A 25811-nucleotide genomic window follows, 5' to 3' on the forward strand; every position below is an offset into this window, starting at 1 on the left:
ACGTCAGCAAAATGTGTGCGCACCGGTTTCAACGCTGCGAAGGCTATGTGCAACATTACGTAGCTGGCGCGCAAGAAACGCCGCGCGCGGATCGATGGTACGATCGCCGCCCTCTCTTCTACAGATCCGATTGCCGGAGGGCTGGCTAGACAAAATCTAGCAGATTTCACGCGCGTGAGAAGGCAGCAAGACCACGCTGAAGTTAGAGGGGCAGGATAGGATCGACACCTTACCGACCAATCGGTATCCGCTCGAGCACCTTGCAACCAGTGCAGCATTGAGGCGCAAACGCCGCAGGGCGCCGATCAGTCCTCGATATCGGCAATTCGCCCGAGGACGATCACGACTGCGAGAACCAGGCCAAGTGCGCCGCCAGCAACTCCGGCCAGGCCAGAACCAAAGGCACCGCTTACATCCCGGTCGGATAGCGCGAACGCGATTATCTCAGCCGCGAAGCCCATCCCCAGCGGCAGAGCAATGATGATTGCAAGGAATTTGAGCAATTCGACCGCAAATCGAAGTGCAATGTATTCTAAGGCGCCGAGCGCGCGGGTCATACGATTAGGGGCGGCCGGGCGACCCGCGTCCGATTCCTCTCTGATCGAGGCGCTCGGGTAGGTGTTGCCGATCAATCGGTTCGCACGGGGATTGTCGTTAGGATCATCGAGGGCTTTGATGTCGAGTTTGAGCTCTCGCCGCAACAACAGGGCGGGAGCTAGCGCCCAACATATGAATACGGCCAGTCCGAGGTAGACACTGAAGACACATCCCAACGCGACCAGGAAAGCACCGACCCAGACAAACGCCTCGACACCAACATAAACCAGCATGAATTGGACGTTAGAGCGCAATCCTTCTTTGAAAGTGGCTGGCCTCATCAGTTTATCCTCGACGCTCCACTGCCACTAAGATGTGGAGCGTCGGTCGCCGCGCGCAACCCTAGATTTCCTTCATCACGACCTGTTCAAGCTCCGGCGCCGCAGCGCACGCAAGAAAGATGATCGCCGCAAACGATCCCCTCTTTATCTTCATACCCATGGGTGCGATCGGCACCCGGCTTTCCCTGCGCCCTCTGTTCAATGAGAGGGCAGAACGAGATGCAAAGCTCGGGCAATCATGTCGCGAGAATGCGGATGTGTGACTCGCGGACCGCACAACACATTCGATGTGGTCCCTGCGAAAGCAGGGACCCATAACCACAGATGCTCATTGCTGAACGATACTGGAACGACGAGTCCCGTTCACAACACCGGCCGCAGAGTATGGGTCTCTGCTTTCGCAGGGACGACGATTGAGGATGTCGGCAATGCCACATTCAGTGTCGTCCTGGCGAAAGCCAGGACCCATTACCCCAAGTCTCATTGTTGCGCGACGCTGGGGCCGCGGTCCCGTTCATCACCGAATGCGGTGGTTATGGGTCCTGGCTTTCGCAAGGACGACGTGTGGAGAGGCCCGCGATCGATCTCGACGCAATCAGACTCTCAGCCGGCGAAAGCTCACCGCCCCTGCTGAAGACTCCCCTCCAGCCGCGCCAACTCGCCGTCGAGGTCGCGCTCGACATCGGCCACCTGCATGTCGACCACCCGATAGTCGCGCGCCTCGAGCCAGGCGCGGCGATTGGCGCGGTCCGTCCCGATGGCGTCGCTCTCGTTCGGATTGACCAGCTCGATCGCGAGCCGGTGCACGAAGGAGACGAAGTCGGGGATGTGGCGGCCGACCGGGGTCTGGCGCTTGAACTGGCCGGCGAAGCGGCGATCTCGCGTCAGGGCCTGCCACAGGATCCGCTCGGCGTCGGTCGGGTTGCGGCGGAGCAGCCGGGCGAGGCCGCGCACGGTGCTGGAGTTGTCGGCGCCGCCGCCGCCCCCTCCCTGCTCGGCGAGCAGCGCCCGCAGCCGCGTGGCCTGTGCGCCGTCGAGCACGCCGCCCTTGGCCGGGCCCTTGCGGCCCTCGGCGATCGCCATCACCACCCCGTGCAGCGTATGCATGTCCTGCTTGGTCGGATCCATCCGGGTGAAGATGTTGCGCAGGTTCACCAGCATGGTGTCGCGCTTCTCCGCCGGCCGCAGGAACTCGACCTTGTCGAGCTCGGCGACGAGGTTGTCGAAGAAGGCCTGCATCTGGTGCTGGGAGGCCGGCTCGGACCGCTCCGGCATCGCGAAGGGGAGCGCGCCCGCGGTCGAGAGCTTGAACCACTCGTAACCCATCAAGAGCACGGCCTGCGCGAGGTTGAGCGAGGCGAAGCCCGGGTTGACCGGAAAGGTGATGATGCGGTTGGCGAGCGCGACCTCCTCATTGGTCAGGCCGGAGCGCTCCCGCCCGAACAGGATGCCGGCCCCGCCGCCGGAGGCGACATGGCCGACGATCTCGTTCGCCGCGCCTTCCGGCCCGACCACCGGCTTGGCCTGGTCGTGGGCGCGCGCGGTGGTCGCGAACACCAGCGTGAGATCGGCGATCGCCTGCTCGACCGTGTCGAACAGCTCGACGGAACCGATGATGTGGTCGGCGCCGGCGGCGGCGCGCTGGGCGGCGACATTCGGCCACCCGTCACGCGGATTGACGATGCGCATCCGGGTCAGCGCGAAGTTGCCCATCGCGCGCGCGGCCATGCCGATGTTCTCGCCAAGCTGCGGCTCGACCAGGATGACGACGGGACCGGCAAGGTCGTGCCCTGCCTTGGTCTTGTCGGTGCCGGACATCTCACTTCACTTTCTGATTCAACGTCTGAAGATTTTGAATCAGCTTCCGAAGCGCCTGATTCAAACTCTCATGCAGGGCGACGCAACCAGCTTTGCACCGGTTTTGCGCGGGACCATTTTCTCCAAGGAGATAACAGGGTTAGCGGCGTTTGCGAATCCTCAATCGGAATCCCAATCGCACGGAGCGAAGACTGCCGCTTGCGCGCGCTTCGCCTTCGGATAGGCTATCAACCACAACCAAAGCGAAGCTGTAAAGGCACGCTTGAGACGCCGCTTGAACGGCGAGGCGCTTGGGTCGAAGCACTTGGGGGGACGACGATGCGGGGCAGATGGACGCTGGCGATTGTGGGCGTGGTCTTGATCGTGGCGGGGGGCCTGCTCGCCCACCTCACGCAGACCGCAGGCGGCATCCGGATCGAGGATGTCAGGTTCAAGGGCGCCAAGGGCAACACCATGAGCGCCCTGCTCTACATCCCGCCGAACGCGACGCCGCAGATCCCGGCGCCCGGCATCCTCGCGGTCCACGGCTACATCAACTCGCGCGAGACCCAGGACGGCTTCGCGATCGAGTTCGCCCGCCGCGGCTATGTCGTGCTGGCGCTTGACCAGACCGGCCACGGCTACAGCGACCCGCCCTCCTTCGCCAACGGTTTTGGCGGACCTGACGGCCTTGCCTATCTCCGCAGCCTGCCATTCGTCGACAAGGAGAACATCGGGCTCGAGGGCCATTCGATGGGTGGCTGGACCGTGCTGGCGGCGGCCGCAGCTCAGCCCAACGACTACAAGTCGATGGTGCTGGAGGGTTCGTCCACCGGCAAGCCGTTCGCCGCCGAGGGCACTGCGAGCTGGCCGCGCAACACCGCGCTGGTGTTCGCCCAGTACGAGGAGTTCTCAACCCTGATGTGGGGCGTCGACCTCGCCCGCGACGTCACAAAGAGCCCGAAACTCTGGGCGCTGTTCGGCACGCAAGGCGCGGTCGAGCCGGGCCAGGTCTACGGCGATCCGGCCAATGGCACCGCCCGGGTGCTGTACACCCCCGCGATGACCCATCCGGCCGAGCACATCTCGCATGAGGCGATCGGCTACAGCCTCGACTGGTTCGCCAAGACGTTGAAGGGGGGCACCCCTCGTCCGGTCGATGACCAGATCTGGTTCCGCAAGGAGATCGGCACCCTGATCGCTCTCATCGGCTTCGTGGCGCTCATGATCGGGACGTTCGACGGGCTGCTGGAGGCACCGATGTTCTCCCGCCTGCGGCTGCCCGCGGTTGCCGACGGCACCATGCCGGCGCACGTGGCTGCGAGCGGCCGGCGCTGGACCACGGCGTTCATCCTGTCGGCCTTCATCCCGGCGCTGACCTACTACCCGGCCTTTGCACTGGGCGGCACTGTTGTCACCCCGAGCGCGTTCCTGCCGCAGGGCATCACCAACCAGATCCTGGTCTGGGCCATCATCAACGGCCTGATCACGCTGGCGCTGATGTGGTTCGCCCCGAAGCGCGCCAGCCGGGCCGGCCTCGTCGGTCAATCCGTCGTGATCGCGGTGGCCTCAGTTGCGGTCGGCTACGCCGCGCTCTGGCTCGCCGACCTCGCCTTCAAGATCGACTTCAGATTCTGGATCGTCGCACTCAAATTGATGAGCGCGAAGCAATTCCTCATCTTCCTGATCTATCTGATTCCGTTCACGGCGTTTTTCGTGGTGGCGCTGCACGTGCTGCACCGGAACTTCTCGACCATGGGCGCCCCGCGCGCAGCGCTCTATCTGACCAATATCCTGGCGCTGACGCTCGGTTTCATCGTGTTGCTGGTGCTGCAATACGGCACGCTGTGGCTGACGGGTAAACTGTTCAACCCGATCCCGGACCCCAGCTTCGTGCCGCTCTCGACCATCGTCGCGATCCAGTTCGTACCGCTCCTGGCAATCGTCGCCGTGATCGCGACCTTCACCTGGCGGCGGACCGGATCGAGCCTGCCGGGGGCCCTGATCGCGGGCCTGTTCGTGACCTGGTACATCGTGGCCGGGACGGCGACACAGGTCCCGATTTAGAGGGGGTCACGCGCCGTCGTCAGAATGGCGGTTCTCGGTGAAAAGATGCGCTGAAAGTGCATAACCGGTGCGCTTCCGCCCGTCCCCGGGCGGTGCTATAGCGCAGGCGTATTCCACCCCCGCCGTCAAAAGCGCGCCGTTCCCAAGAGGGCCTCCCCGTCATGGCAAAAATCAAGGTATCCAACCCCGTCGTCGAGCTCGATGGCGACGAGATGACCCGGATCATCTGGCAGTACATCAAGGACAAGCTGATCAACCCGTTCCTGGATGTCGAACTGCTCTATTTCGATCTGGGCATGGAATACCGCGATGAGACCAATGACCAGGTGACCATCGACGCCGCCGAAGCCATCAAGAAGGTTGGCGTCGGCGTCAAATGCGCCACCATCACCCCCGACGAGGCCCGGGTGAAGGAGTTCGGCCTGAAGCAGATGTGGAAGTCGCCGAACGGCACCATCCGCAACATCCTTGGCGGCGTGATCTTCCGCGAGCCGATCATCTGCAAGAACGTGCCGCGCCTGGTTCCCGGCTGGACCAAGCCGATCATCATCGGCCGCCACGCCTATGGCGACCAGTACCGTGCCACCGACATCAAGTTCCCCGGCAAGGGCACGCTGTCGCTGAAGTTCGTCGGCGAGGACGGCACCGTGATCGAGCGGGAAGTGTTCAAGGCGCCGGGCGCCGGCGTCGCGATGGAGATGTACAATCTCGACGACTCCATCATCGATTTCGCCCGCGCCTCGCTCAATTACGGCCTGCTGCGCAACTACCCGGTCTACCTCTCGACCAAGAACACCATCCTCAAGGTCTATGACGGCCGCTTCAAGGACATCTTCCAGGACATCTACGACCGCGAGTTCAAGAAGGAATTCGAGGCCAAGGGCCTGACCTACGAGCACCGCCTGATCGACGACATGGTGGCCTCGGCGCTGAAATGGTCCGGCGGCTATGTCTGGGCCTGCAAGAACTATGACGGCGACGTGCAGTCCGACACCGTGGCCCAGGGCTACGGCTCGCTCGGCCTGATGACCTCGGTGCTGCTCACCCCGGACGGCAAGACGGTGGAAGCCGAAGCCGCCCACGGCACCGTGACCCGCCATTACCGCGAGCACCAGAAGGGCAAGGAGACCTCGACCAACTCGATCGCGTCGATCTTCGCCTGGACCCGTGGCCTCGCGCACCGCGCCAAGCTCGACAACAACCCGGAACTGGCGAAGTTCGCCACCACCCTGGAAAAGGTCTGCGTCGCGACCGTCGAAGAGGGCTACATGACCAAGGACCTTGCGCTCCTGGTCGGCGCCGACCAGCGCTGGCTCTCCACCACCGGCTTCCTCGACAAGGTCGCCGAGAATCTCGGAAAGGCGATGGCGGCCTAACGGCCGCCTGTTGCCGAACACAGCAGCGAGCGTGACCATGACCTTTCCCGGCCGGGTGACGCTCGCATCCTTGTTGCTGACCGGATCGGCGGCACTCGCTGCCGACCCGCTGCCCGCCCCCGTTGCCGCGCCCGACGAGACCGCGGTCCTGACCGTCCATGCCGAGGGCGTGCAGGTCTATGAGTGCAAGCCGGTCACCGACGGCAAGCTCGCCTGGTCGTTCCGCGAACCGGTCGCCACCCTGATCGCCGATGGCCGCACCGTCGGCCGGCACTATGCCGGGCCGAACTGGGAGCATGTGGACGGCAGCGCCGTGACCGCCCGCACCGCCGGCAGCGCTCCCGGCGCGACGCCAGCAGACATTGCCTGGTTGAAGCTCGAGGTGATCTCCCACCGCGGCAATGGCGTGCTCTCGAGCGTTGACACCGTGCAGCGGATCAACACCTCAGGCGGCGAGCTCGGCGGCGCCTGCGACAAGGCCGGCGCCTTGAAGGGCGCGGCGTATTCGGCGGATTACGTGTTCCTGCGCCGCGACTAATCGCGGATGCCGCCGTCGGTCTCGTGCGGCGCCTGCGCAATCTCGCTGGCGGCAAGGTCGCCACCGACCGCGAGCGGATCGGCGAGCCGCGCCTCCGCCGTCTCCCGGACATGCGCAGCGAGCGCCGGCATCCGCTCGATCAGGGCATGGAAGTCCTGCGCATCGAGCAGCAGCAGCTTGGTCTTCCGCATCGCCGTCACCGTGCCGGAACGGCTGGTCCGCCGGAGCAGTGCGATCTCGCCGAAGAATGCGCCGTCGACAAGCCGCACCCGTTGGCTCGGCAGGTCGATCTCGACCTCGCCGGCGGTGATGAAATACATCGACGACGCCGCATCTCCGCGCCGCACCAGCACCTCGCCGGCTTCGATGGTCTGCGACCGCAAGAGCCGCATGATGTCGGCGATCTCGGCAGCGTTGAGATGCGAGAACAGCGGCACCCGCGCCAGCATGCCCCAGGTCACGACGAAGTCGCGGCGCCGCACCTCGTCGGCGAACGCGGTCGAGACGATCGCGACCGGCAGCGCGATCATCGCAAACCCGACCACGATCGCAACCACGGTGACGATGCGGCCGAGCACCGTCACCGGGACGACGTCGCCGTAACCGACGGTCCCGAGCGTCACGATCGCCCACCACATCGCCTGCGGCATGGTGCCGAACTTGTCCGGCTGCACCTTGTGCTCGATCGCATAAAGCAGCGAGGCAAACAGCAGCACCGCGCCGGTCAGGATCACGACGCAGCCGAACAGCGTGCGCCGCTCGGCGTGCAATGCAGCCAGCAGCGAGCGCATCGCGGTCGAATAGCGCACCAGCTTCAGGAACGGCAGCATACCGAACAGCACCAGCGCGGTCTTGTCACCGATCGCGAGCGCGACGGCCGACGGCAGGAAGGCGAGCAGGTCGATCACGCCGAGCGCCGAGAAGGCGTATTCCAGCCGCGCCTGAAGCGGCGTCATGTCGCGCAGCGAGCGGCCGACCACGCTCCAGAGCCGCGCGGCATATTCCAGCGCGAAGGCGGTCACCGCGGTGATCTCGATCGCCGTGAACAGCCACCAGAATTGGACGTCGATCTCCGGCACCGACGCCAGGATCGCCGCCAGCACATCGACGGTGATGATCGCGACGACGAGCCGGACAAATCGCGCGCCGACCGAATATGGCAGGTGGTCCTGCTCGAGCAGCTCGTAGAGACGCCCCCGCAGTCCGGGATCGCTGATCGTGGGCTTGAGCGGAGCCGTCGCCACGATCAGCCTCTCCGTCAGGCGCCGGCCGATGCCTGTTGAGTCATGGCCTGCTCAATCGCCGACAGCGCGGCGTCGGCCTTGGCGCCATCTGGCCCGCCGGCCTGCGCCATGTCGGGCCGGCCACCGCCACCCTTGCCACCGAGCACCTCGGAGCCCTTGCGCACCAGCTCGACCGCGTTGAAGCGCGAGGTCAGGTCGGCGGTGACGCCGACCACGATGCCGGCTTTGCCGTCCTCGGTGACGCCGACGATCGCGACCACGCCGGAGCCGATCTGCTTCTTGCCGTCGTCGACCAGGCTCTTGAGGTCCTTGGTCTCGACGCCTTCGACCGCGCGCGCGAGCAGCTTGACGTTGCCGACCTCGCGAACGCCGGAAGCCGCACCATTCGACGACGCTCCGCCGCCCATCGCGAGCTTCTTGCGGGCATCCGACAGGTCGCGCTCAAGTTTCTTGCGCTCCTCCATCAGAGCCGCGATGCGCGCCGGCACATCCTCGATCGTGGTGCGCAGTTCGGCCGCCGCGGTCTTCGCCAGTGTCATCGTGTCGTTGGCGTGCTTGCGCGCATGATGTCCGGTCAGCGCCTCGATGCGGCGGACGCCGGAGGCGACCGCGCTCTCGCTGGTCACCGAAATCAGGCCGATGTCGCCGGTGCGGCGAACATGGGTGCCGCCGCAGAGCTCGACCGACCAGCCGAGCGCGTTCTGGCCGTGCTCGCGGGCGCTCTTGCCCATCGAGACGACGCGAACCTCGTCGCCATACTTCTCGCCGAACAGTGCGCGCGCACCGGCCTCGCGGGCGTCGTCGACGCCCATGACGCGGGTCGTCACCTCGTCATTCTCCAGCACGACGTCGTTGGCGATGTCCTCGACCCGGGCGAGCTCTTCCGGCGTGATCGGCTTCGGATGCACGAAATCGAAGCGCAGGCGATCGGGCGCGACCAGCGAGCCGCGCTGCGCGATGTGATCGCCGAGCACCTGGCGCAACGCCTCGTGCAACAGATGCGTCGCCGAGTGGTTGGCGCGGATCGACGAACGCCTGGCATGGTCGACCTCGAGCTGCAGCGCGGTGCCGACATTCAGGGTGCCCTGCTCCACCGTGCCGACATGCACGAACAGGTCACCGGCCTTCTTCTGCATGTCGGTGACGCGGAATTTGACGCCCTCGCCCGTGAGGATGCCGACGTCGCCGACCTGACCGCCGGACTCGGCATAGAACGGCGTCTGGTTCAGCACGATCGCGCCGCTCTCGCCGGCCTTGAGGCCGTCGACCTCGGCGCCGTCCTTGACCAGTGCCGTCACCACGCCTTCCGCGCTCTCGGTCTCATAGCCGAGGAATTCGGTTGCGCCGAGCTTCTCGCGCAGCGGGAACCAGATGGCCTCGGTCGCCGCCTCGCCAGAGCCTGCCCAGGAGGCGCGCGCCTTCTCGCGCTGACGGTTCATCGCGTCGGTGAACGAGGCCTGGTCGACGCTGATGCCGCGCGACTTCAGCGCGTCCTGCGTCAGGTCCAGCGGGAAACCATAGGTGTCGTACAGCGTGAACGCGGTGTCGCCGTCGAACATGTCGCCGTTCTTGAGGCCGGCGCTCTTCTCGTCGAGGATCGACAGGCCACGCACCAGCGTCTTGCGGAAGCGGGTCTCTTCCAGCTGCAGCGTCTCCTCGATCAGCTTCTCCGCGCGCACCAGGTCCGGATAGGCCTGGCCCATCTCGCGGACCAGCGCCCAGACCAGGCGATGCATCAGCGGCTCGCCCGCGCCCAAGAGCTGCGCGTGGCGCATCGCACGGCGCATGATCCGGCGCAGCACGTAGCCGCGGCCCTCATTCGACGGCAGCACGCCGTCGGCAATCAGGAACGCCGAAGAGCGCAGATGGTCGGCCATCACCCGGTACGACGCCACGTTCTGCGCGTTCGGCCCATGGCCGAGGGCCGAAGCGGCCGCATCGATCAGATGGCGGAACAGGTCGGTCTCGAACACGCTTTCGACGCCCTGCAGGATGCAGGCCATGCGCTCAAGTCCCATGCCGGTGTCGATCGAGGGACGCGGCAGCGCCACGCGCTCCTCCTTCGTCACCTGCTCGTACTGCATGAACACCAGGTTCCAGAATTCGAGGAAGCGATCGCCGTCCTCTTCCGGGCTGCCCGGAGGTCCGCCCCAGATATGCTCGCCGCGATCGATGAAGATCTCGGAGCACGGACCGCACGGGCCGGTATCGCCCATCGCCCAGAAATTGTCCGAGGTCGCGATGCGGATGATGCGATCGTCCGAGAAGCCCGCGATCTTCTTCCAGTAGCCGGCCGCCTCGTCGTCGGTGTGGTAGACGGTGACGAGCAGCTTGTCCTTCTTCAGCCCGAAATCCTTGGTGATCAGATTCCAGGCGAGCTCGATCGCGCGCTCCTTGAAGTAGTCGCCGAACGAGAAGTTGCCGAGCATCTCGAAGAAAGTGAGATGGCGCGCGGTGTAGCCGACATTGTCGAGGTCGTTATGCTTGCCACCGGCGCGGACGCACTTCTGCGACGTCGTGGCGCGCTGATAGCCGCGCTTCTCGACGCCGGTGAAGACGTTCTTGAACTGCACCATGCCGGCATTGGTGAACATCAGGGTCGGGTCGTTGCGCGGAACCAGCGGCGACGACGCCACGATCTCGTGGCCGTTCTCCTTGAAGAAGTTCAGAAATGTCGACCTGATGTCGTTGACGCTGCTCATGTTCATCCAATCGGAAAAAAGGGGCCGGCCAGCCGCAAAAAGGCGTCATTTTCCGGCCGAACGCTTTTAGACATTGCCAGCTGCGGTGTCCAGAAACTGTGCAGGCGGATCATGGGCTTGCCGCGGCAGCACAAAGCCCCATTGGATAGCAGCAAGAGCTGCGTTGACAGTCTTGGTGGCGCCGTGTTTTCTACCTACCTGTTACCCCGTCACGTCGGGAGAGACCGGCCTTACTGCCGGCGCCGAAGGAGCAACCGCCCCGGAAACTCTCAGGCAAAAGGACCGCGTGACGTCTAACATCTGGAAAGAGGCGCTGGGGTTCTCCCCGATGCGTCCGCCGACGGGATAATACTCTCAGGCACAGCGACAGATGGGGCTTTCTGCAGGTTTCTCAAGGGGAAATAGGTCCCCTGCGGGAACCGCGAGGGCCCTGAGATGTCTGCGCGCGAAACTTCCCCGCTGAAACAGACCCCGCTGCACGCGCTGCATCTGGCACGCGGCGCCAAGATGGTGCCGTTCGCCGGCTACGACATGCCGGTGCAATACACCGCCGGCGTGCTGAAGGAGCATCTGCACACCCGCAAGGAAGCCGGACTGTTCGACGTGTCCCACATGGGACAGCTCGTGCTGAAGGCCAAATCCGGCAAGGTCGGCGACGCGGCGCTCGCACTGGAAAAACTGGTGCCGCAGGACATCGTCGGCATCGCGCCGGGACGGCAGCGCTACGCGCAATTCACCAACGACGACGGCGGACTGCTCGACGACCTGATGGTGGCGAATTTCGGCGATCACCTGTTCCTGGTGGTCAACGCCGCCTGCAAGGCCGAGGACGAGGCGCATCTGCGCGCGCATCTCTCCGATGCCTGCGAGATCGTGTCGCTGGCCGACCGCGCGCTGATCGCGCTGCAGGGGCCGAAGGCCGAATCGGCGCTGGTGAAACTTTGTGCAGATGTCAGTTCGATGAAATTCATGGACGCCGGTCCGCGCCGCGTTGGCGACATCGACTGCTTCGTCTCGCGCTCCGGCTATACCGGCGAGGACGGTTTTGAGATTTCCGCGCCCGCAGACAAGGCGGAGGCCCTGGTCACCGCACTGCTGGACAATCCCGACCTGCTGCCGATCGGGCTCGGCGCGCGCGACAGCCTGCGGCTCGAGGCCGGGCTCTGCCTCTATGGTCATGACATCGACACCACGACGACGCCGGTCGAAGGCGCGCTGGAATGGTCGGTGCAGAAAGTCCGCCGCAGCGGCGGCGCCCGCGCCGGCGGCTTTCCGGGCGCCGAAAAGATTCTCGCACAATTCGCGCAGGGCGCCGCCCGCCGCCGTGTCGGCCTGAAGCCCGATGGCCGCGCACCGGTGCGCGAAGGCGCCGTGCTATTTGCCGATCCGACCTCGACCGAGCCAATCGGCAAGGTGACCTCGGGCGGCTTCGGCCCGAGCCTCAATGCGCCGGTTGCGATGGGCTATCTGCCAACATCCCTTTCCGCACTCGACACCACCGTTTTCGCCGAAGTGCGCGGCCAACGGCTACCGCTCAAGGTCGCCGCCACGCCCTTCGTTCCCAACACCTACAAACGCTAAACGCCAAAGGATCGCCCCCCATGACGACGCTGTACACGTCCGACCACGAATGGCTCCGCATCGAGGGCGACGTCGCCACGATCGGCATCACCGATTACGCGCAATCACAGCTTGGCGACGTCGTGTTCGTCGAACTGCCCAAGGTCGGCCGCAGCTTGAAGAAGGCCGAGGCCGCCGCGGTCGTCGAATCCGTCAAGGCGGCCTCGGACGTCTACGCGCCGATCACCGGCGAAGTGATCGAGGTCAACGAGGCGCTCGCGGCCGAGCCCGCGCTGGTCAATTCGGATGCCGGCGGCAAGGCCTGGTTCTTCAAGCTGAAGATTGCCGACAAGGGCGAGCTCGGCGGCCTGATGGACGAGGTCGCCTACGCCGCGCACACCGCCTGAGGATCACCCCAAGGATTAGCCCATGAACGCGCCCTTCAAGCCGATCAACGAAGCCGCCACCGATTTCGTCCGCCGACACGTCGGACCATCCCCGCGCGACGTCAACGCGATGTTGGAGACGGTCGGCGCCGCGAGCCTGCAGGCGCTGATGAATGAGACGCTGCCGGCGTCGATCCTTCAGAAGGCGCCGCTCGATCTCGGCCGGGCGCTGAGCGAGACCGAAGCGCTCGCGCATATGAGCGAGCTCGCCGCGCAGAACCAGGTGTTCACCTCGCTGATCGGCCAGGGCTATTCCGGCACCATTCTGCCCGCGGTGATCCAGCGCAACATTCTGGAGAACCCGGCCTGGTACACCGCCTATACGCCGTATCAGCCGGAGATCAGCCAGGGCCGGCTCGAGGCCCTCTTCAATTTCCAGACCATGATCTGCGATCTCACCGGGCTCGACGTCGCCAACGCCTCGCTGCTCGATGAGGCGACCGCGGCCGCCGAAGCAATGGCGCTCGCCGAGCGCCACTCGCAGGTGAAGGCGAAGGTGTTCTTTGTCGACAAGGAGGTGCATCCGCAGACGCTGGCGGTGATGCGCACGCGCGCCGCGCCACTCGGCTGGGCACTGGTCGTCGGCGATCCCCTGACCGAGCTCGACAAGGCCGACGTGCTCGGCGCGCTGCTGCAATATCCCGGCACGACAGGCGCAGTGCGCGACCTCCGGCCGGCGATCGCATCGCTGCGCGCCAAGGGTGCGCTTGCGATCGTGGCGGCGGACCTGCTGTCGCTGGCCTTGCTGACCTCGCCCGGCGAGCTCGGTGCCGACATCGCAATCGGCTCGGCACAGCGCTTCGGCGTGCCGATGGGTTATGGCGGACCGCACGCCGCCTACATGGCGGTGCGCGACACGCTGAAGCGCTCGCTGCCCGGCCGCATCGTCGGCCTTTCGGTGGATTCGCGCGGTGCACCGGCCTATCGCCTGGCGCTGCAGACCCGCGAGCAGCACATCCGCCGCGAGAAGGCGACCTCCAACATCTGCACCGCACAGGTGCTGCTCGCCGTGATCGCCTCGATGTATGCGGTGTATCACGGCCCCGAAGGCTTGACCCACATCGCACGCGGCGTGCATCGCCGCGCCACCGTGCTCGCCGCGGGGCTGCGCAAGCTCGGCTTTGCGCCGACCAGCGAGGCCTTCTTCGACACCGTGACGGTCGAGGCCGGAAACAAGCAGATCGAGATCGTCTCGCGGGCGCAGGCGGAGCGGATCAATCTGCGGGTCGGTGCGACCACGCTCGGCATCGCGCTCGACGAGACCACGACGCCGGAGACCGTCGAGGCGGTGTGGCGCGTATTCGGCGGCAAGCTCAGCTTTGCCGAGATCGAGGCGGCCGCGCGCGAGGCGCTGCCGAAGGAGCTGCGGCGCACCAGCGCCTTCCTCACCCATCCGGTGTTCAACACCCACCGTTCGGAGACCGAGCTGCTGCGCTACATGCGCAAGCTCAGCGATCGCGACCTCGCGCTCGACCGCGCGATGATCCCGCTCGGCTCCTGCACGATGAAGCTCAACGCCACCACCGAAATGATCCCGCTGACCTGGCCGGCGTTCGGCAATCTGCATCCGTTCGCCCCCTCAGATCAGGCCAAGGGCTATCACGCGCTGTTCAAGCGGCTGGAGCAGTGGTTGTGCGACATCACCGGCTATGACGCGATCTCGCTGCAGCCGAACTCCGGCGCGCAAGGCGAATATGCCGGGCTGCTGGCGATCCGTGGCTATCACCTCGCGCGCGGCGAGCCGCACCGCAAGGTGTGCCTGATCCCCTCCTCCGCGCACGGCACCAATCCGGCTTCGGCCGCGATGGTCGGGATGGATGTGGTGGTGGTGGCGTGCGATGCGCGCGGCGACGTCGACGTTAACGATCTCCGCGCCAAGGCAGAGAAGCATTCCGCCAATCTCGCCGCGGTCATGATCACCTATCCGTCGACCCACGGCGTGTTCGAGGAGCATATCAGCGAGATCTGCGACATCGTGCATGCGCATGGCGGACAGGTCTATCTCGACGGTGCCAACATGAACGCGCAGGTCGGGCTGTCGCGGCCCGGCGATTACGGCGCCGATGTCAGCCATCTCAATCTGCACAAGACCTTCTGCATCCCGCATGGCGGCGGCGGCCCCGGCATGGGCCCGATCGGCGTGAAGACGCATCTTGCGCCCTATCTCCCGGGTCATCCCGCAACCGACGGCGCGACGGCACACGCCATCGGCCCGGTGTCGGCCGCGCCGTTCGGCTCGGCGTCGATCCTGACCATCTCCTACATCTACATCCTGATGATGGGCGGCGAAGGGCTCACGCGGGCGACCGAGGTTGCGATCCTCAATGCCAACTACATTGCAGCGCGGCTGCAGCCGCACTTCCCGGTGCTGTACCGCAACGAGCGCGGCCGCGTCGCGCATGAGTGCATCGTCGATCCCAGGGCGCTGAAGACGACCAGCGGCGTCACCGTGGACGATATCGCCAAGCGGCTGATCGACTACGGCTTCCATGCGCCGACCATGAGCTTCCCGGTGGCGGGCACGCTGATGATCGAGCCGACGGAATCGGAATCGAAGTTCGAGATCGACCGCTTCTGCGACGCGATGATCGCGATCCGGGGCGAGATCGCGGAGATCGAGAAGGGCCGCTGGAAGGTCGAGGCGTCGCCGCTGCGCCACGCGCCGCACACCGTCCACGACATCGCCGACGATGCCTGGAACCGGGCCTATACCCGCGCCGAGGGTTGCTTCCCGGCGGGCGTGTCGCGCTCCGACAAATACTGGAGCCCGGTCGGCCGCGTCGACAACGTCTACGGCGACCGCAATCTGGTGTGCTCGTGCCCGCCGATCGAGGATTACGCGCAAGCGGCGGAGTAAAGCGGCCATTGCTCTAGCGACTATTGTAGGATGGGTAGAGCGCAGCGAAACCCATCAATTGCATCCGGACTGTGAAGTGATGGGTTTCGCTTCGCTCTACCCATCCTACGATCCGGCCACCATAACGTCCCCGCTGGCGGCGGACGAACGATGAGAAGCAGCGCCGCGGCAGGAGGAAACATGCGCGAGGAATTCTGGTTTCATTTCCCGTTTCGCGTCCGCTATTCCGAAGTCGACGCGCAGGCCGTGGTGTTCAACGCGCACTACCTGACCTACTTCGATACCGCGATAACAGAATATTTCCGCGCGCTCGGCTACGACTATCTCGGCGAGGTCGCGCGGACCGGCATCGACTTCCACACCGTGAAATCGGTGGTCGAGTACAAGGCGCCGATCCGGTTCGACGAGGACATCGAGGTCTACGTGCGGGTCGCGAAGATCGGCCGTTCCTCGATCGTGCTTACACTCGCGATCTTCGCCAAGGGCTCCGACGACCTGCGCGCGACCGGCGAGATCATCTGGGTCGCCACAGATCAGAAGACCCACCAATCGGTCGCCGTGACGGAAGACCTGCGCGCGCTGATCGCGAGCCGGGAAAAGGCGCTGGCGCGCGGGTAAGCGCCAGATATCGGTTTCAACACCGCACCAAAACCAAACGGGCGCCGAACACGTCGGCAACTCAACGTCCTCAGCGCCCGCTTGCAGCGAAATGATTGAGCCTTGAGGCCTTACTCCTCCACGGGCTCCTCGCCCTCGGCGTCGCGCTCGGGTGTGCCGGCGAGGATCTGCTCGGCGATCAGGCCGGAGTTCTGGCGGATCGCAGCTTCGATCTTGGCGGTGATGTCGGGATTCGCCTTCAGGAACGCCTTCGAATTCTCGCGTCCCTGGCCGAGCCGCTGGCTGTCATAGGAGAACCAGGCGCCGGACTTCTCGACGATGCCGGCCTTGACGCCGAGGTCGAGGATCTCGCCCATCTTGGAGACGCCCTCGCCGTACATGATGTCGAACTCGACCTGCTTGAACGGCGGTGCCAGCTTGTTCTTCACCACCTTGACGCGGGTGGTGTTGCCGACCACCTCGTCGCGCTCCTTGATCGCGCCGATGCGGCGGATGTCGAGGCGGACCGAGGCATAGAATTTCAGCGCATTGCCGCCGGTCGTGGTCTCCGGCGAGCCGTACATCACGCCGATCTTCATGCGGATCTGGTTGATGAAGATCACCATGGTGTGGGACTTGTTGATCGAGGCGGTGAGCTTGCGCAGCGCCTGGCTCATCAAGCGCGCCTGCAGGCCCGGCAGCGCATCGCCCATCTCGCCCTCGAGCTCGGCCTTCGGCACCAGGGCCGCAACCGAATCGATCACCAGCACGTCGACCGCACCGGAGCGCACCAGCGTGTCGCAGATCTCCAGCGCCTGCTCGCCGGTGTCGGGCTGCGAGATCAGGAGCTCGTCGATGTTGACGCCGAGCTTGCGCGCATAGACCGGGTCGAGCGCGTGTTCGGCGTCGATGAAGGCGCAGATGCCGCCCTTCTTCTGGCCTTCCGCCACGGTGTGCAGCGCCAGCGTGGTCTTGCCCGACGATTCCGGCCCGTAGATCTCGACGACACGTCCCTTCGGCAGACCGCCGACGCCGAGCGCAATGTCGAGCCCCAGCGATCCCGAGGACACCGTCTCGACATCCATCGAACGGTCGTTCTTGCCGAGCTTCATCACCGAGCCCTTGCCGAACTGACGCTCGATCTGGGAGAGCGCGGCTGAGAGGGCCTTGGACTTGTCCATGGAGGATCCTTCGACGATACGCAGTGCAGTGGCAGACATTTGGGATGTGCTCCTTATGGCGGGGATTCGCTAGCGGGAAAAACGGGCGAAGGGATCGGGCAGAACGTTGTTGATAGAAACCTGCGTACCACGTTTGTTCTTCGTTCGCAATATGTTCTTTCGACGATGCAGGTGCTGGCCTGTTTTAACCCTCAGTGGCCTAATTTGATTTTCGGAGTGGCCTGTTTTGAATTAACCGAACGGTTGTCATGGCTTAGCCGTTGTTCTCGGTAGGACTACTGAGTAGCGCGCCGAGTGTTCTGGCTTTAGCAATTGCTATGGTCCGCCAACTGTTCTCCATCCACAGGGGAGAAGTGTTACCGAGGTTCTCCGTGGGTGAACGGAGTTCCGAGTGGCCTCGCGGGAAATCGTTCCATGCAAGCTATGGATTCCGACCCTCGCCCTAGGAACAAGTGTTCACTTTGTAACTTAAGCCCTCTCATTGAGAGGTTCATACAAGTGACGACGACTGAGCATCACCAGAGTGAGCTACTCGCGCAACCCGCACAAGAACACCTGCCGCGCTGCCCGACCTGTGCCGCCTTCCCGCGCTTGACACTTTCAATGCTTGACCCGCGCCGGGGCAAAATCGTTCGCCTATATCAATGCCAGTGCGGTGAGCGCATCTGGGACGATTAAGGCCGCCTCAGTTGGCGGCCTCTTCGTCGTTGGGCTTCAAAAAGGCTTTCATCGCCGTAAGCGCGCGGATCACTTCATCAGCCTCGTCCTGACGGCTGAGGTCAAATGTCCCCCAAATTCGGCCGGGCCCCATCGTCATCTGAAACGGCGCTTTAGCCTCACCCGCCACCATTCCTTTTGCGGAGACAGATGGAACGGCAGCGGCAGCGCGGTGGAACGCTGCCCCGAACGGTGACCCGACATCTGTCCCGCCCAAGCCCCGCCATGGAATTTGATCGTCGGATCAGGGAAGGCGTGGCCATGTCCGCCCTCGCAGGATTCGAACGTCTCGATACCGGCCACCCGGAGGGCCAGCACCGCATGGCGGATTCCGGAGTCCAACTCCAAATCAGTCGCCGGGGCGAATTGCTCCAGTCCTTTCTGAATGTTCATTTCACAGTGGCCTGTTTTGTTCTGGCGAGTGGCCTATTTCGGCCAGTACCACGATGCGGGTGAAGCCTCGGTGTCCTAAGTTGATTTTGGGAGTGTCCTAATTCCGATTAAGCGAACGGAAACCAAGGCTTGGCCGATGTTCTCAGTAGGACTACCGAGGGCCTATTCCTTGTTCTAGGCATATAAATTTCGATAGGACGCTATTCGTTCTTTGATCCAAATCAACGAGATGGGCGACAACAGATTCAGCTTCACAGCATGAAATGGGACGGGATAACGATCGTAAGCGGCAAGCTGAGGCCGTCAGGCGGCGTGGTTCCATGGCATAAGTACGTCGATTTGGCTGCTCGGCCAGCCATTGGCGATACGCTGAAGCGTGAGGGTGAGCCAGGCGAACGGATCGACGTTGTTCATCCTGGCCGTCTGCAGCAGCGTTGCGATGGTCGCCCAGGTTCGTCCGCCGCCGTCGCTGCCCGCGAAGAGGCTATTCTTTCTCGTAATTGTTTGCGGCCTGATGGCGCGTTCGACGATGTTGGAGTCGAGCTCGATGCGACCATCGGTCAGGAAGCGTTCGAAGATGGCACGGCGCGAGACGGCATAGCGGATCGCCTCGGCCAGTTTTGATTTGCCGGAGATCCGCCGCAAGGTCTGCTGCCAGAGATCGAAGAGATCTGCGACGACCGCTGCGGAGGCTTGCTGGCGCGCGGCAACGCGTGCGTTGGGGCTTTGACCGCGCACGCCCTTCTCGACCTGCCAGAGCTTTGCCATCCGCTCGACCGTCGTCGTTGCGACTCTCGAGCTCCCTGCAACATGCAGCTCGTAGAACTTGCGCCGGCTGTGTGACCAGCAGCCAGCCAATGTGATGCCATCATTGCCGCGATCGGGTCGCGCCAACTTGTTATAGGCGGCATAGCCATCCACCTGCAGGATGCCGCGATAACCATTGAGGTGGCGGACCGCGCATTCGCCGGAGCGGCTGTCTTCGAAGCGATAAGCCACCATCGCGGGACCGCTGCGGCCAAAAGTTCGGTCATCTCTGGCATAGGCCCATAAGTAGGCCGTCTTCGCCGATCCGGAGCCGGGAGCGAGCGTCGGCAAGGTGGTTTCGTCGGCAAAGACCCGTTCGGCCTTCTTGACCTCGCTGAAGATGTAGTCGGCCACGATCTCCAGCTCGAAGCCGAGCTTGCCCATCCATTGCGCCATCAACTGGCGGTCGAGCTCGACCTTGTCGCGGGCGTAGATGGCCTCCTGCCGATAGAGCGGCTGGCCATCGGCATATTTGGAGACGGCGATCTGGGCCAGAAGCGCTTCCGTCGGAATGCCTCCTTCAACGATATGGGCCGGAGCCGGCGCCTGGATTACGCCGTCCGCGTTCTTGAAGGCATACTTGGGACGGCGCGTGACGATCACACGGAACTTCGCTGGCACCACATCCAGGCGCTCAGACACGTCCTCGCCGATCAGCACCTTCTGCTTGCCGGCATGCTCAGCAAGGTCTTCCGGCTCAATGACGGTTTCGATCCGTTCCAGATGGGGCGCAAAGCCCTTGCGCCGACGCGGTGCACGCTTGCCATCCGCTTGCTCACGGCCCTTGCTGACCTGGGCCTTGATTGCAGCGATGCCGGTCTCGATCTCCTCGAAGACAAAGGCCTGCTGTTCATCGTCACCGTTCGCAGAGCCGAGCTTTTCCGATCGTCGGCCGAACCGGGCGCGGTCGAAGGCCTTTAGGATCTGCGTCAGCCGCTCGATGCGCGCATCGGCGTCGGCGTTGCGCGCCCTGAGATCGGTGACTTCGCTCTCCAGAGCATCGGCGCGGGCCGCCTTCTCAGCCATGGCAAGCACCATGGCTTTCAACATCTCTACGTCATTCGGGAGGTTGAGATCGGGCGGCGTCATTGGCCCGACCAGAGCACATTTTGCTCCGTTTCTCTTGCCCTTTCAGCTCACTGATTCACTTCGCCGCAGCTCTTTTACCCAACAATCTCCGGCGGCTTGACCGCCACGGTCCGGACCCGCTTCCAGTCCATCCCATCCACCAGTGCCATCAACTGCGCGGGGTTGAGCTGCACCCGATGATGCCCGATCCGCGGCCAGCAGAACTTCGCCTTTTCAAGACGCTTTAAATAGAGGCACACGCCGGACCCATCCCACCATACGATCTTTATTCTATCGGCTCTTTTGGCCCGGAAGACATAAAGCGCACCGTCGAACGGATCTGAGCCCGCATCGCGCACAAGCGCAACAAGGCCATCGATACCCTTGCGGAAGTCGACTGGATGGCTGGCGAGGAACACCTTCACGCCCGAGGGAATCATGCCGAACGCACCGCTCGGATCACCCGCTGCAAGTGCGCCTCGTCGACGTCCAGGCCGGCACGCACGACGACCTCGCCAATGGCAATCTCAATCACTGTGCCTGCCGCAGACGCCACCACGCCCTCGCAACTCGAGTGCCGCAAGCGATAATGCCGCTCGGCCCGAGCATCACGGCGCCAGGCGAACAGCTGCGACGGGTGAATGCCGATCCGGCGGGCGATCGCCGAGACGCTCGCGCCAGGCTCCAGCGCCTCCGTCACAACTTGCGCTTTGAACTCGTCCGACCAGCTTCGGCGAAGCTGCCGCGGCGCTCCCTCAAGACGGTCGGCGACCGCTTCGATCATATGGAAGGTTCTAGTTCCAGAACTAGGCGCAGACATAGAAGCTCACATCGGCTCACAAACTCAGCAGCCGATAGCCGATCGCTTACCACTCCGCCAGACGGGGTTTCCTTGCCGCTTACTAACGATCGCCGGTTGCGTCTCAATCGCACTTTCCGTGCTGATCCTCATCGTCATCCTTACGGTGTAGTCGAGCGCTCCCCTACAAGAGAGGAAAAGTGAGCAATTTTGCTCAGACCCCACGACGTGGATATGCAATTTGTGCCCCCATCGGGTTTTGCTCACCTCCCGGGGCTGGAAAGCCGCCGCCTGCGATACATTTTAAGCGGGCGGCGTTTTTATATGAAGCAAGGCCGCCTCAGTGGGCGGCCTCTTTCCGCCAGCCGTCCAACACATCCTCTCGGGGCACCCCCACCGGCTCAGTTTCGCCGGCCGCCGCCCTTTCCAGCGAGTTTGGATTGACGACGTAGACAAGTTTTTCCGTCTCATCCACGATGGTCGCAACTTACGATTACCAGAATTTTATGTCTGATTTACGACTGCGACCGCCCCAAAGAACGGCCCCAGCGAGGGTGCACGCTAAAATCAAAAGGGGGCCCTCCAGGAATGGTCACCCAAACAGAAGCCACGCCATGCTGGCAAGAAGCGCGATGAATGACAGCACCACAGCGCTGGCGAAGGCAATCTCCACATTATCGATCCGATCAGAATACAGCCGCATCGAAGTGGCCCTCCCGGCGACAAAGGATTGCTGCGACTATTAAACAGCCGGAAGGTGTCCTAGTTCCGCTTTGCGAGTGTCCGAATTAGGACAGCACCACGATGCAGGTGCTGGCCTGCCTCCATCCCTAGTGGCCTGCTTTGAAATTTCGAGTGGCCTAGTTTGGGTTTAACCCCGTCGCAACCATGGGTTAGCCGTTGTTCTCGATAGGACTACTGAGTCGGCAATCCAACGTTCTACCCATAGCAATCGTTATGGTCCGACAACTGTTCTCAATCCACAGAGTAGAAGTGTTACCGGGGTTCTCCGTGGGCGAACGGAGTTCCTTGCGTGAATCCGCTCTGGAGCCGCACGCCTGCCTTCCGGGTCTCGGCAGTCGCGCCCAAATCGCTAGTTTTCTTTTCGAGAGTGATCAAAGTTGATCAGCCTTGGAACGTCGGCTGTTCCAAGCTTCGGCCATCACCGCCCTGTAACGGCGTCTGCCGGCGACCGAGAGCCGTTCGCCCTCCCCCCCCCAGAGACAAGGGAGCGTGGCATGATCGAACAGCCCCATCTCGATTCATATTCAATTCCAGCCCGCGTCAGTCTTGGCATTGCTATTTTCGGCGGCTCACTGCTTATCGCGGTGATGCTATTGGGCGCCTTCATCGCGCATTAATTGAAGCGTTACCGGGGTTTCTCTCCGTGGGTGAACCGAGTTCCCAGCCGGGTCCTAGTTTGTGGTAACTAGTGACCTAATCCGGGTCTGGGTGCAGCATTACGGAGGAGGACACAAGTCATGAGGACTGCGTTGTTCACGGTGACCGCGCTGGTTGCCTTGTCGTCTCTGGCTATCGCGCAAAATCAGCCTTCCGCTACTACGGCTCCCAGGGCGAATGACGTGGTTGATTCCACGATGCCAAAGGTACGGGCGAACGCCCCAGGCGGCAGATTGCACTATGACGTGCCTTGCCGAGTGTCGTCAGTGGGCACATGCATCACGGAACCGCCGCCATATCCGCGATATAGGCCAAGACCCTGACTCAAACATCATCGCGGAGGCCGCCTCAGTTGGAGGCCTCTTCCTCAAACTTCCATTTCGAGTTGTTGACCGAATATCCGTTTGACGTGGCCTTCATCCGTTCTTCCCCGTTAGCGCATGTCACTCGCCACCGGAACGGATTGGGAAAAGTCGCCCCTTTGAAAGTCATTAGCTTTCGCCGATGTGGTCTGTATTGACCAGCATGTCGGCTACCTGACATGCGAAAGTTACCCGATCACCGCACCGCCTTGTTGGCCCCTATCGGTGATGAGAACGTCATCACGCGCTCCCGCCTTCTGCAAACAGAGGAGCAGCGCCATGCAGCAACGCCGCCGTTACCAGCCCGAAGCCGAACCTCTCTACAACCGCCTTGCCGATGAGGCAGAGCGACTTCGCAAGCAAGCGAGGGGCACTCCGCCAGGTATCGAGCGTGGGAGTTTGATCCGGAGAGCACGCCAGATTGAGACCGCATCGTACATCAGCGAGTGGCTTCCCTCGCCCGGCCTGAGGGCTCCGACCTAAATGCGCAGCTCATTCAGCGATAACTACACGTTGGGCAAGTTCAACCCGCCCTCTTACGCGAGCTGGCTCGCCGAACTTCGCGCCCTGTTTCCTGTTCCGGATGAATTCCTTCTAGCGGATGCGATCTTCAGTTTCGAAAACGCATTCAAGGAAGGAAAGACGCCGCAGCAGGCTTACGAGGCGTTCGATATTTTCGTCGGCGCGGAGGCTTGAACGACAATAGCTAGGCCGCCTCAGTTGGCGGCCTCTTTCGCGTCCCGTTCCAGCCGCTTCTTCTGGCGCTTCACCTAATCCTCAAGTGCCTCCAGCATGGTCTCAACGATCTCGCCACGCGATCAGCTTGAGGTAGTTCTGACGGTTGGAAGGCGTCTTGACTTCAATCCAAAAGAAACGACCCCAGCGTCCTTGGAGATCGATGCTGGGGCCGCTTCGCCGCTCCGCCGAATCGAAAGGGGCCGCTCACGCCGCGACCCCTTACCGGGAAAATTCTCCAAAATAAGATCGGGATGAAATGTCCAGCCCCGGCAACGATGAGACTAGAGTTTTCCACAATCTATGTGGACTCCGGAAGAACACGGTGTTCCGATGCCGGAACCACGACTGTCCTCATTTGCCATCGCTAGCGTCCTGATTGGGACACACCAAGACGCAGGTGCTGGCCGGTGTTATCCCCTGGTGGCCTAAACCGAATTTTGGAGTGGGCCTGATTTGTTTCAAGCGAGCGGCGACCATAGGACGCTATCTGTTCTTCCCCGCTTTACAGCCGGAACAGTTTCCGCCGCCTTGAAGCGCCATTCGTTCCACGAGTTGCGACAAAAGGCCTGAAATAGATAGCTATTCCCCCCAGACAGGTACACGGTAAGTCCATCACCGCCCCGCCCGTGGCTTTCATCGGTGATGAGATCGCCCGGCAGCGCTCCCGCCTTCCTCTAACGGAATGGAGCGCGCCATGGTCATAAAGCGACCGCGTCTCATGCACACAGGATCACTTGAAGAGCGTCTCAACATCGAGGCACAGCGGCTCCGGAAGGAGGCCTCGGGAACTCCCCCCGGTGTCGATCGCTCCAGCCTTATCCGCAGAGCTCGTCTGGCCGAAACCACCTCACAGTTGAGCGAGTGGCTGCGGACGCCCGGTTTGCGAGCGCCGACATGATGGGCCGATACCAGGCCCAGGCGCATATCGGCGTGAAAAGAGTAGCCAATTTCCGTAGGCGATGGGCCGACAAGAGCGATACGGCAATCAAGGCGGTCCTGAATCACTTCTGGCGCAGGCAGACCGACAGAAGTGCTGCCGCCATCCAGAAGGAGAAGGATACGCTCCGCCACTAAAGAGGTTATCGCCCTCCAAAAAGTGCCAATGTCCGGGATTTTGTTCGTACCCTCTCGGGGCTAGAGAAGCGCCGTCCGCATTTATTTCAAGCGGGCGGCGTAGCTTTGTTCAGGCCGCCTCAGTTGGTGGCCCTCTCCGTTGTATCCTGGCGCGCTCGCGCGTGACGCCGGCGCCATCGGTGGCGCCAACACGGTGGCCGAGCCGTCCCGACCGATCGCCCGTGATAGCCAATTTGGGACATGTGCCGTGGCACAAATTGTATAGGCTTCCGGCTATCAGGATTTTGCACACCTTCCTGGGGCTAGGGCCAGCGCCGTCCGCAAGCATTTCAAGCGGGCGGCGTTGTGCTGTCAGGCATCAGCCCGAATGAAACCGGGCGGATCCGAGCACGGCGACGGAAGCCATTGTCGAAGCGTTTGGGCGGCGGCCCAGCGCGATCCGTAGTTCTCCGGGGCAGAACAAAGTTCCGCGAGCAGGCTGCTCGGCCTTCGTCTCGACTTCATCAGATAATCAACGAGTTACCGAAGGATTTGGCGACGCCGGATCACGATTGGCACAATCTGCATACTACCTTGGTACCCCTCCTGACGCCCAAAAAAACTACGTAGCGTTCAAGGGAAGACTCGGGTTCCGGCAGTGTTCGTGACATTGGCTTGTCCGGCCGACGCACTGATTGCGCGTGATTGCGCATCGCGAGGCAAGGCGACGACCGCCATTCATTCGCGGAACCGTTCCAGATGATTCACAAGGGCGTCGAATTCAGCGTCACGCAGCTCATGCCCGGCGTCTGGAAATGGCGTTTCCAGATCGGCGATCGGGTCTTCACGGGCAAGACCGAAGCAAAGCTCGACCTGTTGGCGATCCGCCGCGTGCAACTGCGGATCGACCGCGAACTGAACAATCTCGGGCTCGGACGGACCCGCGGACACCGCGATCAGGATTGAGGCGCAGTCTATCCGGCAAGCATCAGTCCGCGCTTGCCAGCCGCCGCATCGTGAACTCGATGTCGCCGCCGGGCAGCTCGCGCCAGCTCTCGACCGTGCTCATATAGGCGGCCTTCGGGTAGCGATTGAGAAAGTCGCGCGCCCGCAGGCGGGCCTGATCGCGCGGCAGGCTGAAGGTCTCGCGCAGATAGCCGTCATCCGGCTTGCGCCGCGCGGCCATCCGGCTGGCGAGATCGCGCGGACGAAACACCATTGCCGCAACTC

General features: G+C 63.2%; 22 protein-coding genes and 1 riboswitch. Of the genes, 11 read left to right on the forward strand and 11 right to left on the reverse strand.

What is annotated here, in order from left to right:
• Positions 1 to 305 precede the first annotated feature (305 nt).
• Positions 306 to 878 (reverse strand): hypothetical protein, encoded by a 573-nt coding sequence (locus tag ACVIGB_RS14045; RefSeq protein ID WP_456722255.1) that lies wholly within the window; start codon positions 876 to 878, stop codon positions 306 to 308.
• 618 nt (positions 879 to 1496) lie between these two features.
• Positions 1497 to 2696 (reverse strand): TrmJ/YjtD family RNA methyltransferase, encoded by a 1200-nt coding sequence (locus ACVIGB_RS14050; protein WP_456722254.1) that lies wholly within the window; start codon positions 2694 to 2696, stop codon positions 1497 to 1499.
• 318 nt (positions 2697 to 3014) lie between these two features.
• Between ACVIGB_RS14050 and ACVIGB_RS14055 the strand changes: the two genes are divergently transcribed.
• From ACVIGB_RS14055 to ACVIGB_RS14065, 3 genes are all read left to right on the forward strand, one after another.
• Positions 3015 to 4742, forward strand: coding sequence for an alpha/beta hydrolase family protein (locus ACVIGB_RS14055; RefSeq protein ID WP_456722253.1), 1728 nt, complete (start codon positions 3015 to 3017; stop codon positions 4740 to 4742).
• A 161-nt stretch (positions 4743 to 4903) separates the two neighbouring features.
• Positions 4904 to 6118 carry an NADP-dependent isocitrate dehydrogenase gene (locus ACVIGB_RS14060; protein ID WP_092115336.1) on the forward strand — a complete coding sequence of 405 codons (1215 nt, stop codon included), beginning with the start codon at positions 4904 to 4906 and terminating at the stop codon, positions 6116 to 6118.
• A 37-nt stretch (positions 6119 to 6155) separates the two neighbouring features.
• Positions 6156 to 6656, forward strand: a complete 501-nt coding sequence (locus ACVIGB_RS14065) for a DUF3455 domain-containing protein (protein WP_456722252.1) — start codon at positions 6156 to 6158, stop codon at positions 6654 to 6656.
• On the opposite strand, the gene ACVIGB_RS14070 is transcribed toward ACVIGB_RS14065, so the two are convergent.
• Together ACVIGB_RS14070 and alaS are read right to left on the reverse strand one after the other, a co-directional pair.
• Positions 6653 to 7903, reverse strand: coding sequence for a cyclic nucleotide-gated ion channel (locus ACVIGB_RS14070; RefSeq protein ID WP_456725178.1), 1251 nt, complete (start codon positions 7901 to 7903; stop codon positions 6653 to 6655). The genes ACVIGB_RS14065 and ACVIGB_RS14070 overlap by 4 nt on opposite strands.
• A gap of 11 nt (positions 7904 to 7914) precedes the next feature.
• Positions 7915 to 10602, reverse strand: coding sequence for an alanine--tRNA ligase (gene alaS / locus ACVIGB_RS14075; protein WP_456722251.1), 2688 nt, complete (start codon positions 10600 to 10602; stop codon positions 7915 to 7917).
• 205 nt (positions 10603 to 10807) lie between these two features.
• A riboswitch (glycine riboswitch) is annotated at positions 10808 to 10896 on the forward strand.
• Between the two features lie 141 nt (positions 10897 to 11037).
• Here alaS and gcvT point away from each other — a divergent pair.
• The 4 genes from gcvT (at position 11038) to ACVIGB_RS14095 (ending at position 16083) form a co-directional block, all read left to right on the forward strand.
• Positions 11038 to 12183, forward strand: a complete 1146-nt coding sequence (gene gcvT / locus ACVIGB_RS14080; RefSeq protein WP_456722250.1) for a glycine cleavage system aminomethyltransferase GcvT — start codon at positions 11038 to 11040, stop codon at positions 12181 to 12183.
• 20 nt (positions 12184 to 12203) lie between these two features.
• Positions 12204 to 12569, forward strand: coding sequence for a glycine cleavage system protein GcvH (gcvH, locus tag ACVIGB_RS14085; RefSeq protein WP_456722249.1), 366 nt, complete (start codon positions 12204 to 12206; stop codon positions 12567 to 12569).
• A 22-nt stretch (positions 12570 to 12591) separates the two neighbouring features.
• Positions 12592 to 15465, forward strand: a complete 2874-nt coding sequence (gcvP, locus tag ACVIGB_RS14090; protein ID WP_456722248.1) for an aminomethyl-transferring glycine dehydrogenase — start codon at positions 12592 to 12594, stop codon at positions 15463 to 15465.
• Positions 15466 to 15645: 180 nt separating this feature from the next.
• Positions 15646 to 16083: an acyl-CoA thioesterase gene (locus ACVIGB_RS14095; RefSeq protein WP_456722247.1), complete on the forward strand. Its 438-nt coding sequence runs from the start codon at positions 15646 to 15648 to the stop codon at positions 16081 to 16083.
• Between the two features lie 110 nt (positions 16084 to 16193).
• Here ACVIGB_RS14095 and recA read toward each other — a convergent pair whose 3' ends face one another.
• The 6 genes from recA to ACVIGB_RS14125 form a co-directional block, all read right to left on the reverse strand.
• Positions 16194 to 17282, reverse strand: coding sequence for a recombinase RecA (gene recA, locus ACVIGB_RS14100; protein WP_456722246.1), 1089 nt, complete (start codon positions 17280 to 17282; stop codon positions 16194 to 16196).
• A gap of 646 nt (positions 17283 to 17928) precedes the next feature.
• Complete coding sequence (locus ACVIGB_RS14105) at positions 17929 to 18060, reverse strand: hypothetical protein (protein ID WP_276327619.1); 132 nt, start codon at positions 18058 to 18060, stop codon at positions 17929 to 17931.
• Positions 18057 to 18353 carry a hypothetical protein gene (locus tag ACVIGB_RS14110; protein WP_092115346.1) on the reverse strand — a complete coding sequence of 99 codons (297 nt, stop codon included), beginning with the start codon at positions 18351 to 18353 and terminating at the stop codon, positions 18057 to 18059. The genes ACVIGB_RS14105 and ACVIGB_RS14110 overlap by 4 nt, the downstream gene beginning before the upstream one ends.
• A gap of 303 nt (positions 18354 to 18656) precedes the next feature.
• The gene (gene tnpC, locus ACVIGB_RS14115) at positions 18657 to 20249 is read right to left on the reverse strand and encodes an IS66 family transposase (protein ID WP_456721485.1); all 1593 of its coding nucleotides are present in this window, start codon (positions 20247 to 20249) and stop codon (positions 18657 to 18659) included.
• 74 nt (positions 20250 to 20323) lie between these two features.
• Complete coding sequence (gene tnpB, locus ACVIGB_RS14120; RefSeq protein ID WP_071916490.1) at positions 20324 to 20668, reverse strand: IS66 family insertion sequence element accessory protein TnpB; 345 nt, start codon at positions 20666 to 20668, stop codon at positions 20324 to 20326.
• Positions 20665 to 21012: a transposase gene (locus ACVIGB_RS14125; RefSeq protein ID WP_456721483.1), complete on the reverse strand. Its 348-nt coding sequence runs from the start codon at positions 21010 to 21012 to the stop codon at positions 20665 to 20667. Before ACVIGB_RS14125 ends, tnpB begins: the two co-directional genes overlap by 4 nt.
• 1253 nt (positions 21013 to 22265) lie before the next feature.
• Here ACVIGB_RS14125 and ACVIGB_RS14130 point away from each other — a divergent pair.
• The 4 genes from ACVIGB_RS14130 (at position 22266) to ACVIGB_RS14145 (ending at position 25547) form a co-directional block, all read left to right on the forward strand.
• Positions 22266 to 22388, forward strand: a complete 123-nt coding sequence (locus ACVIGB_RS14130; RefSeq protein WP_276327620.1) for a hypothetical protein — start codon at positions 22266 to 22268, stop codon at positions 22386 to 22388.
• An 885-nt stretch (positions 22389 to 23273) separates the two neighbouring features.
• A complete protein-coding gene (locus tag ACVIGB_RS14135; protein WP_212310003.1) occupies positions 23274 to 23486 on the forward strand; it encodes a hypothetical protein in 213 nt (70 codons plus the stop codon).
• A 936-nt stretch (positions 23487 to 24422) separates the two neighbouring features.
• Positions 24423 to 24602, forward strand: coding sequence for a hypothetical protein (locus ACVIGB_RS14140; RefSeq protein ID WP_456722245.1), 180 nt, complete (start codon positions 24423 to 24425; stop codon positions 24600 to 24602).
• Between the two features lie 738 nt (positions 24603 to 25340).
• Complete coding sequence (locus ACVIGB_RS14145) at positions 25341 to 25547, forward strand: hypothetical protein (protein WP_092115349.1); 207 nt, start codon at positions 25341 to 25343, stop codon at positions 25545 to 25547.
• A 22-nt stretch (positions 25548 to 25569) separates the two neighbouring features.
• On the opposite strand, the gene ACVIGB_RS14150 is transcribed toward ACVIGB_RS14145, so the two are convergent.
• A complete protein-coding gene (locus ACVIGB_RS14150) occupies positions 25570 to 25800 on the reverse strand; it encodes a hypothetical protein (protein WP_456722244.1) in 231 nt (76 codons plus the stop codon).
• Positions 25801 to 25811 lie beyond the last annotated feature (11 nt).

The sequence above is a fragment of the Bradyrhizobium sp. USDA 4341 genome (assembly GCF_054063755.1).

Excerpts from the sequence above, each read along its gene's own strand:
- ACVIGB_RS14110 (WP_092115346.1), bottom strand. The coding sequence starts at position 18,353 with ATGAACATTCAGAAAGGACTGGAGCAATTCGCCCCGGCGACTGATTTG.
- tnpC (WP_456721485.1), bottom strand. The coding sequence starts at position 20,249 with ATGACGCCGCCCGATCTCAACCTCCCGAATGACGTAGAGATGTTGAAA.
- gcvP (WP_456722248.1), top strand. The coding sequence starts at position 12,592 with ATGAACGCGCCCTTCAAGCCGATCAACGAAGCCGCCACCGATTTCGTC.
- ACVIGB_RS14050 (WP_456722254.1), bottom strand. The coding sequence starts at position 2,696 with ATGTCCGGCACCGACAAGACCAAGGCAGGGCACGACCTTGCCGGTCCC.
- ACVIGB_RS14145 (WP_092115349.1), top strand. The coding sequence starts at position 25,341 with ATGATTCACAAGGGCGTCGAATTCAGCGTCACGCAGCTCATGCCCGGC.
- ACVIGB_RS14095 (WP_456722247.1), top strand. The coding sequence starts at position 15,646 with ATGCGCGAGGAATTCTGGTTTCATTTCCCGTTTCGCGTCCGCTATTCC.
- ACVIGB_RS14060 (WP_092115336.1), top strand. The coding sequence starts at position 4,904 with ATGGCAAAAATCAAGGTATCCAACCCCGTCGTCGAGCTCGATGGCGAC.
- ACVIGB_RS14135 (WP_212310003.1), top strand. The coding sequence starts at position 23,274 with ATGCGCAGCTCATTCAGCGATAACTACACGTTGGGCAAGTTCAACCCG.
- ACVIGB_RS14045 (WP_456722255.1), bottom strand. The coding sequence starts at position 878 with ATGAGGCCAGCCACTTTCAAAGAAGGATTGCGCTCTAACGTCCAATTC.
- ACVIGB_RS14150 (WP_456722244.1), bottom strand. The coding sequence starts at position 25,800 with ATGGTGTTTCGTCCGCGCGATCTCGCCAGCCGGATGGCCGCGCGGCGC.
- tnpB (WP_071916490.1), bottom strand. The coding sequence starts at position 20,668 with ATGATTCCCTCGGGCGTGAAGGTGTTCCTCGCCAGCCATCCAGTCGAC.
- ACVIGB_RS14055 (WP_456722253.1), top strand. The coding sequence starts at position 3,015 with ATGCGGGGCAGATGGACGCTGGCGATTGTGGGCGTGGTCTTGATCGTG.
- recA (WP_456722246.1), bottom strand. The coding sequence starts at position 17,282 with ATGTCTGCCACTGCACTGCGTATCGTCGAAGGATCCTCCATGGACAAG.
- alaS (WP_456722251.1), bottom strand. The coding sequence starts at position 10,602 with ATGAGCAGCGTCAACGACATCAGGTCGACATTTCTGAACTTCTTCAAG.
- ACVIGB_RS14130 (WP_276327620.1), top strand. The coding sequence starts at position 22,266 with ATGATCGAACAGCCCCATCTCGATTCATATTCAATTCCAGCCCGCGTC.
- ACVIGB_RS14065 (WP_456722252.1), top strand. The coding sequence starts at position 6,156 with ATGACCTTTCCCGGCCGGGTGACGCTCGCATCCTTGTTGCTGACCGGA.
- ACVIGB_RS14105 (WP_276327619.1), bottom strand. The coding sequence starts at position 18,060 with ATGACGATGGGGCCCGGCCGAATTTGGGGGACATTTGACCTCAGCCGT.
- gcvT (WP_456722250.1), top strand. The coding sequence starts at position 11,038 with ATGTCTGCGCGCGAAACTTCCCCGCTGAAACAGACCCCGCTGCACGCG.
- ACVIGB_RS14140 (WP_456722245.1), top strand. The coding sequence starts at position 24,423 with ATGATGGGCCGATACCAGGCCCAGGCGCATATCGGCGTGAAAAGAGTA.
- ACVIGB_RS14125 (WP_456721483.1), bottom strand. The coding sequence starts at position 21,012 with ATGATCGAAGCGGTCGCCGACCGTCTTGAGGGAGCGCCGCGGCAGCTT.
- gcvH (WP_456722249.1), top strand. The coding sequence starts at position 12,204 with ATGACGACGCTGTACACGTCCGACCACGAATGGCTCCGCATCGAGGGC.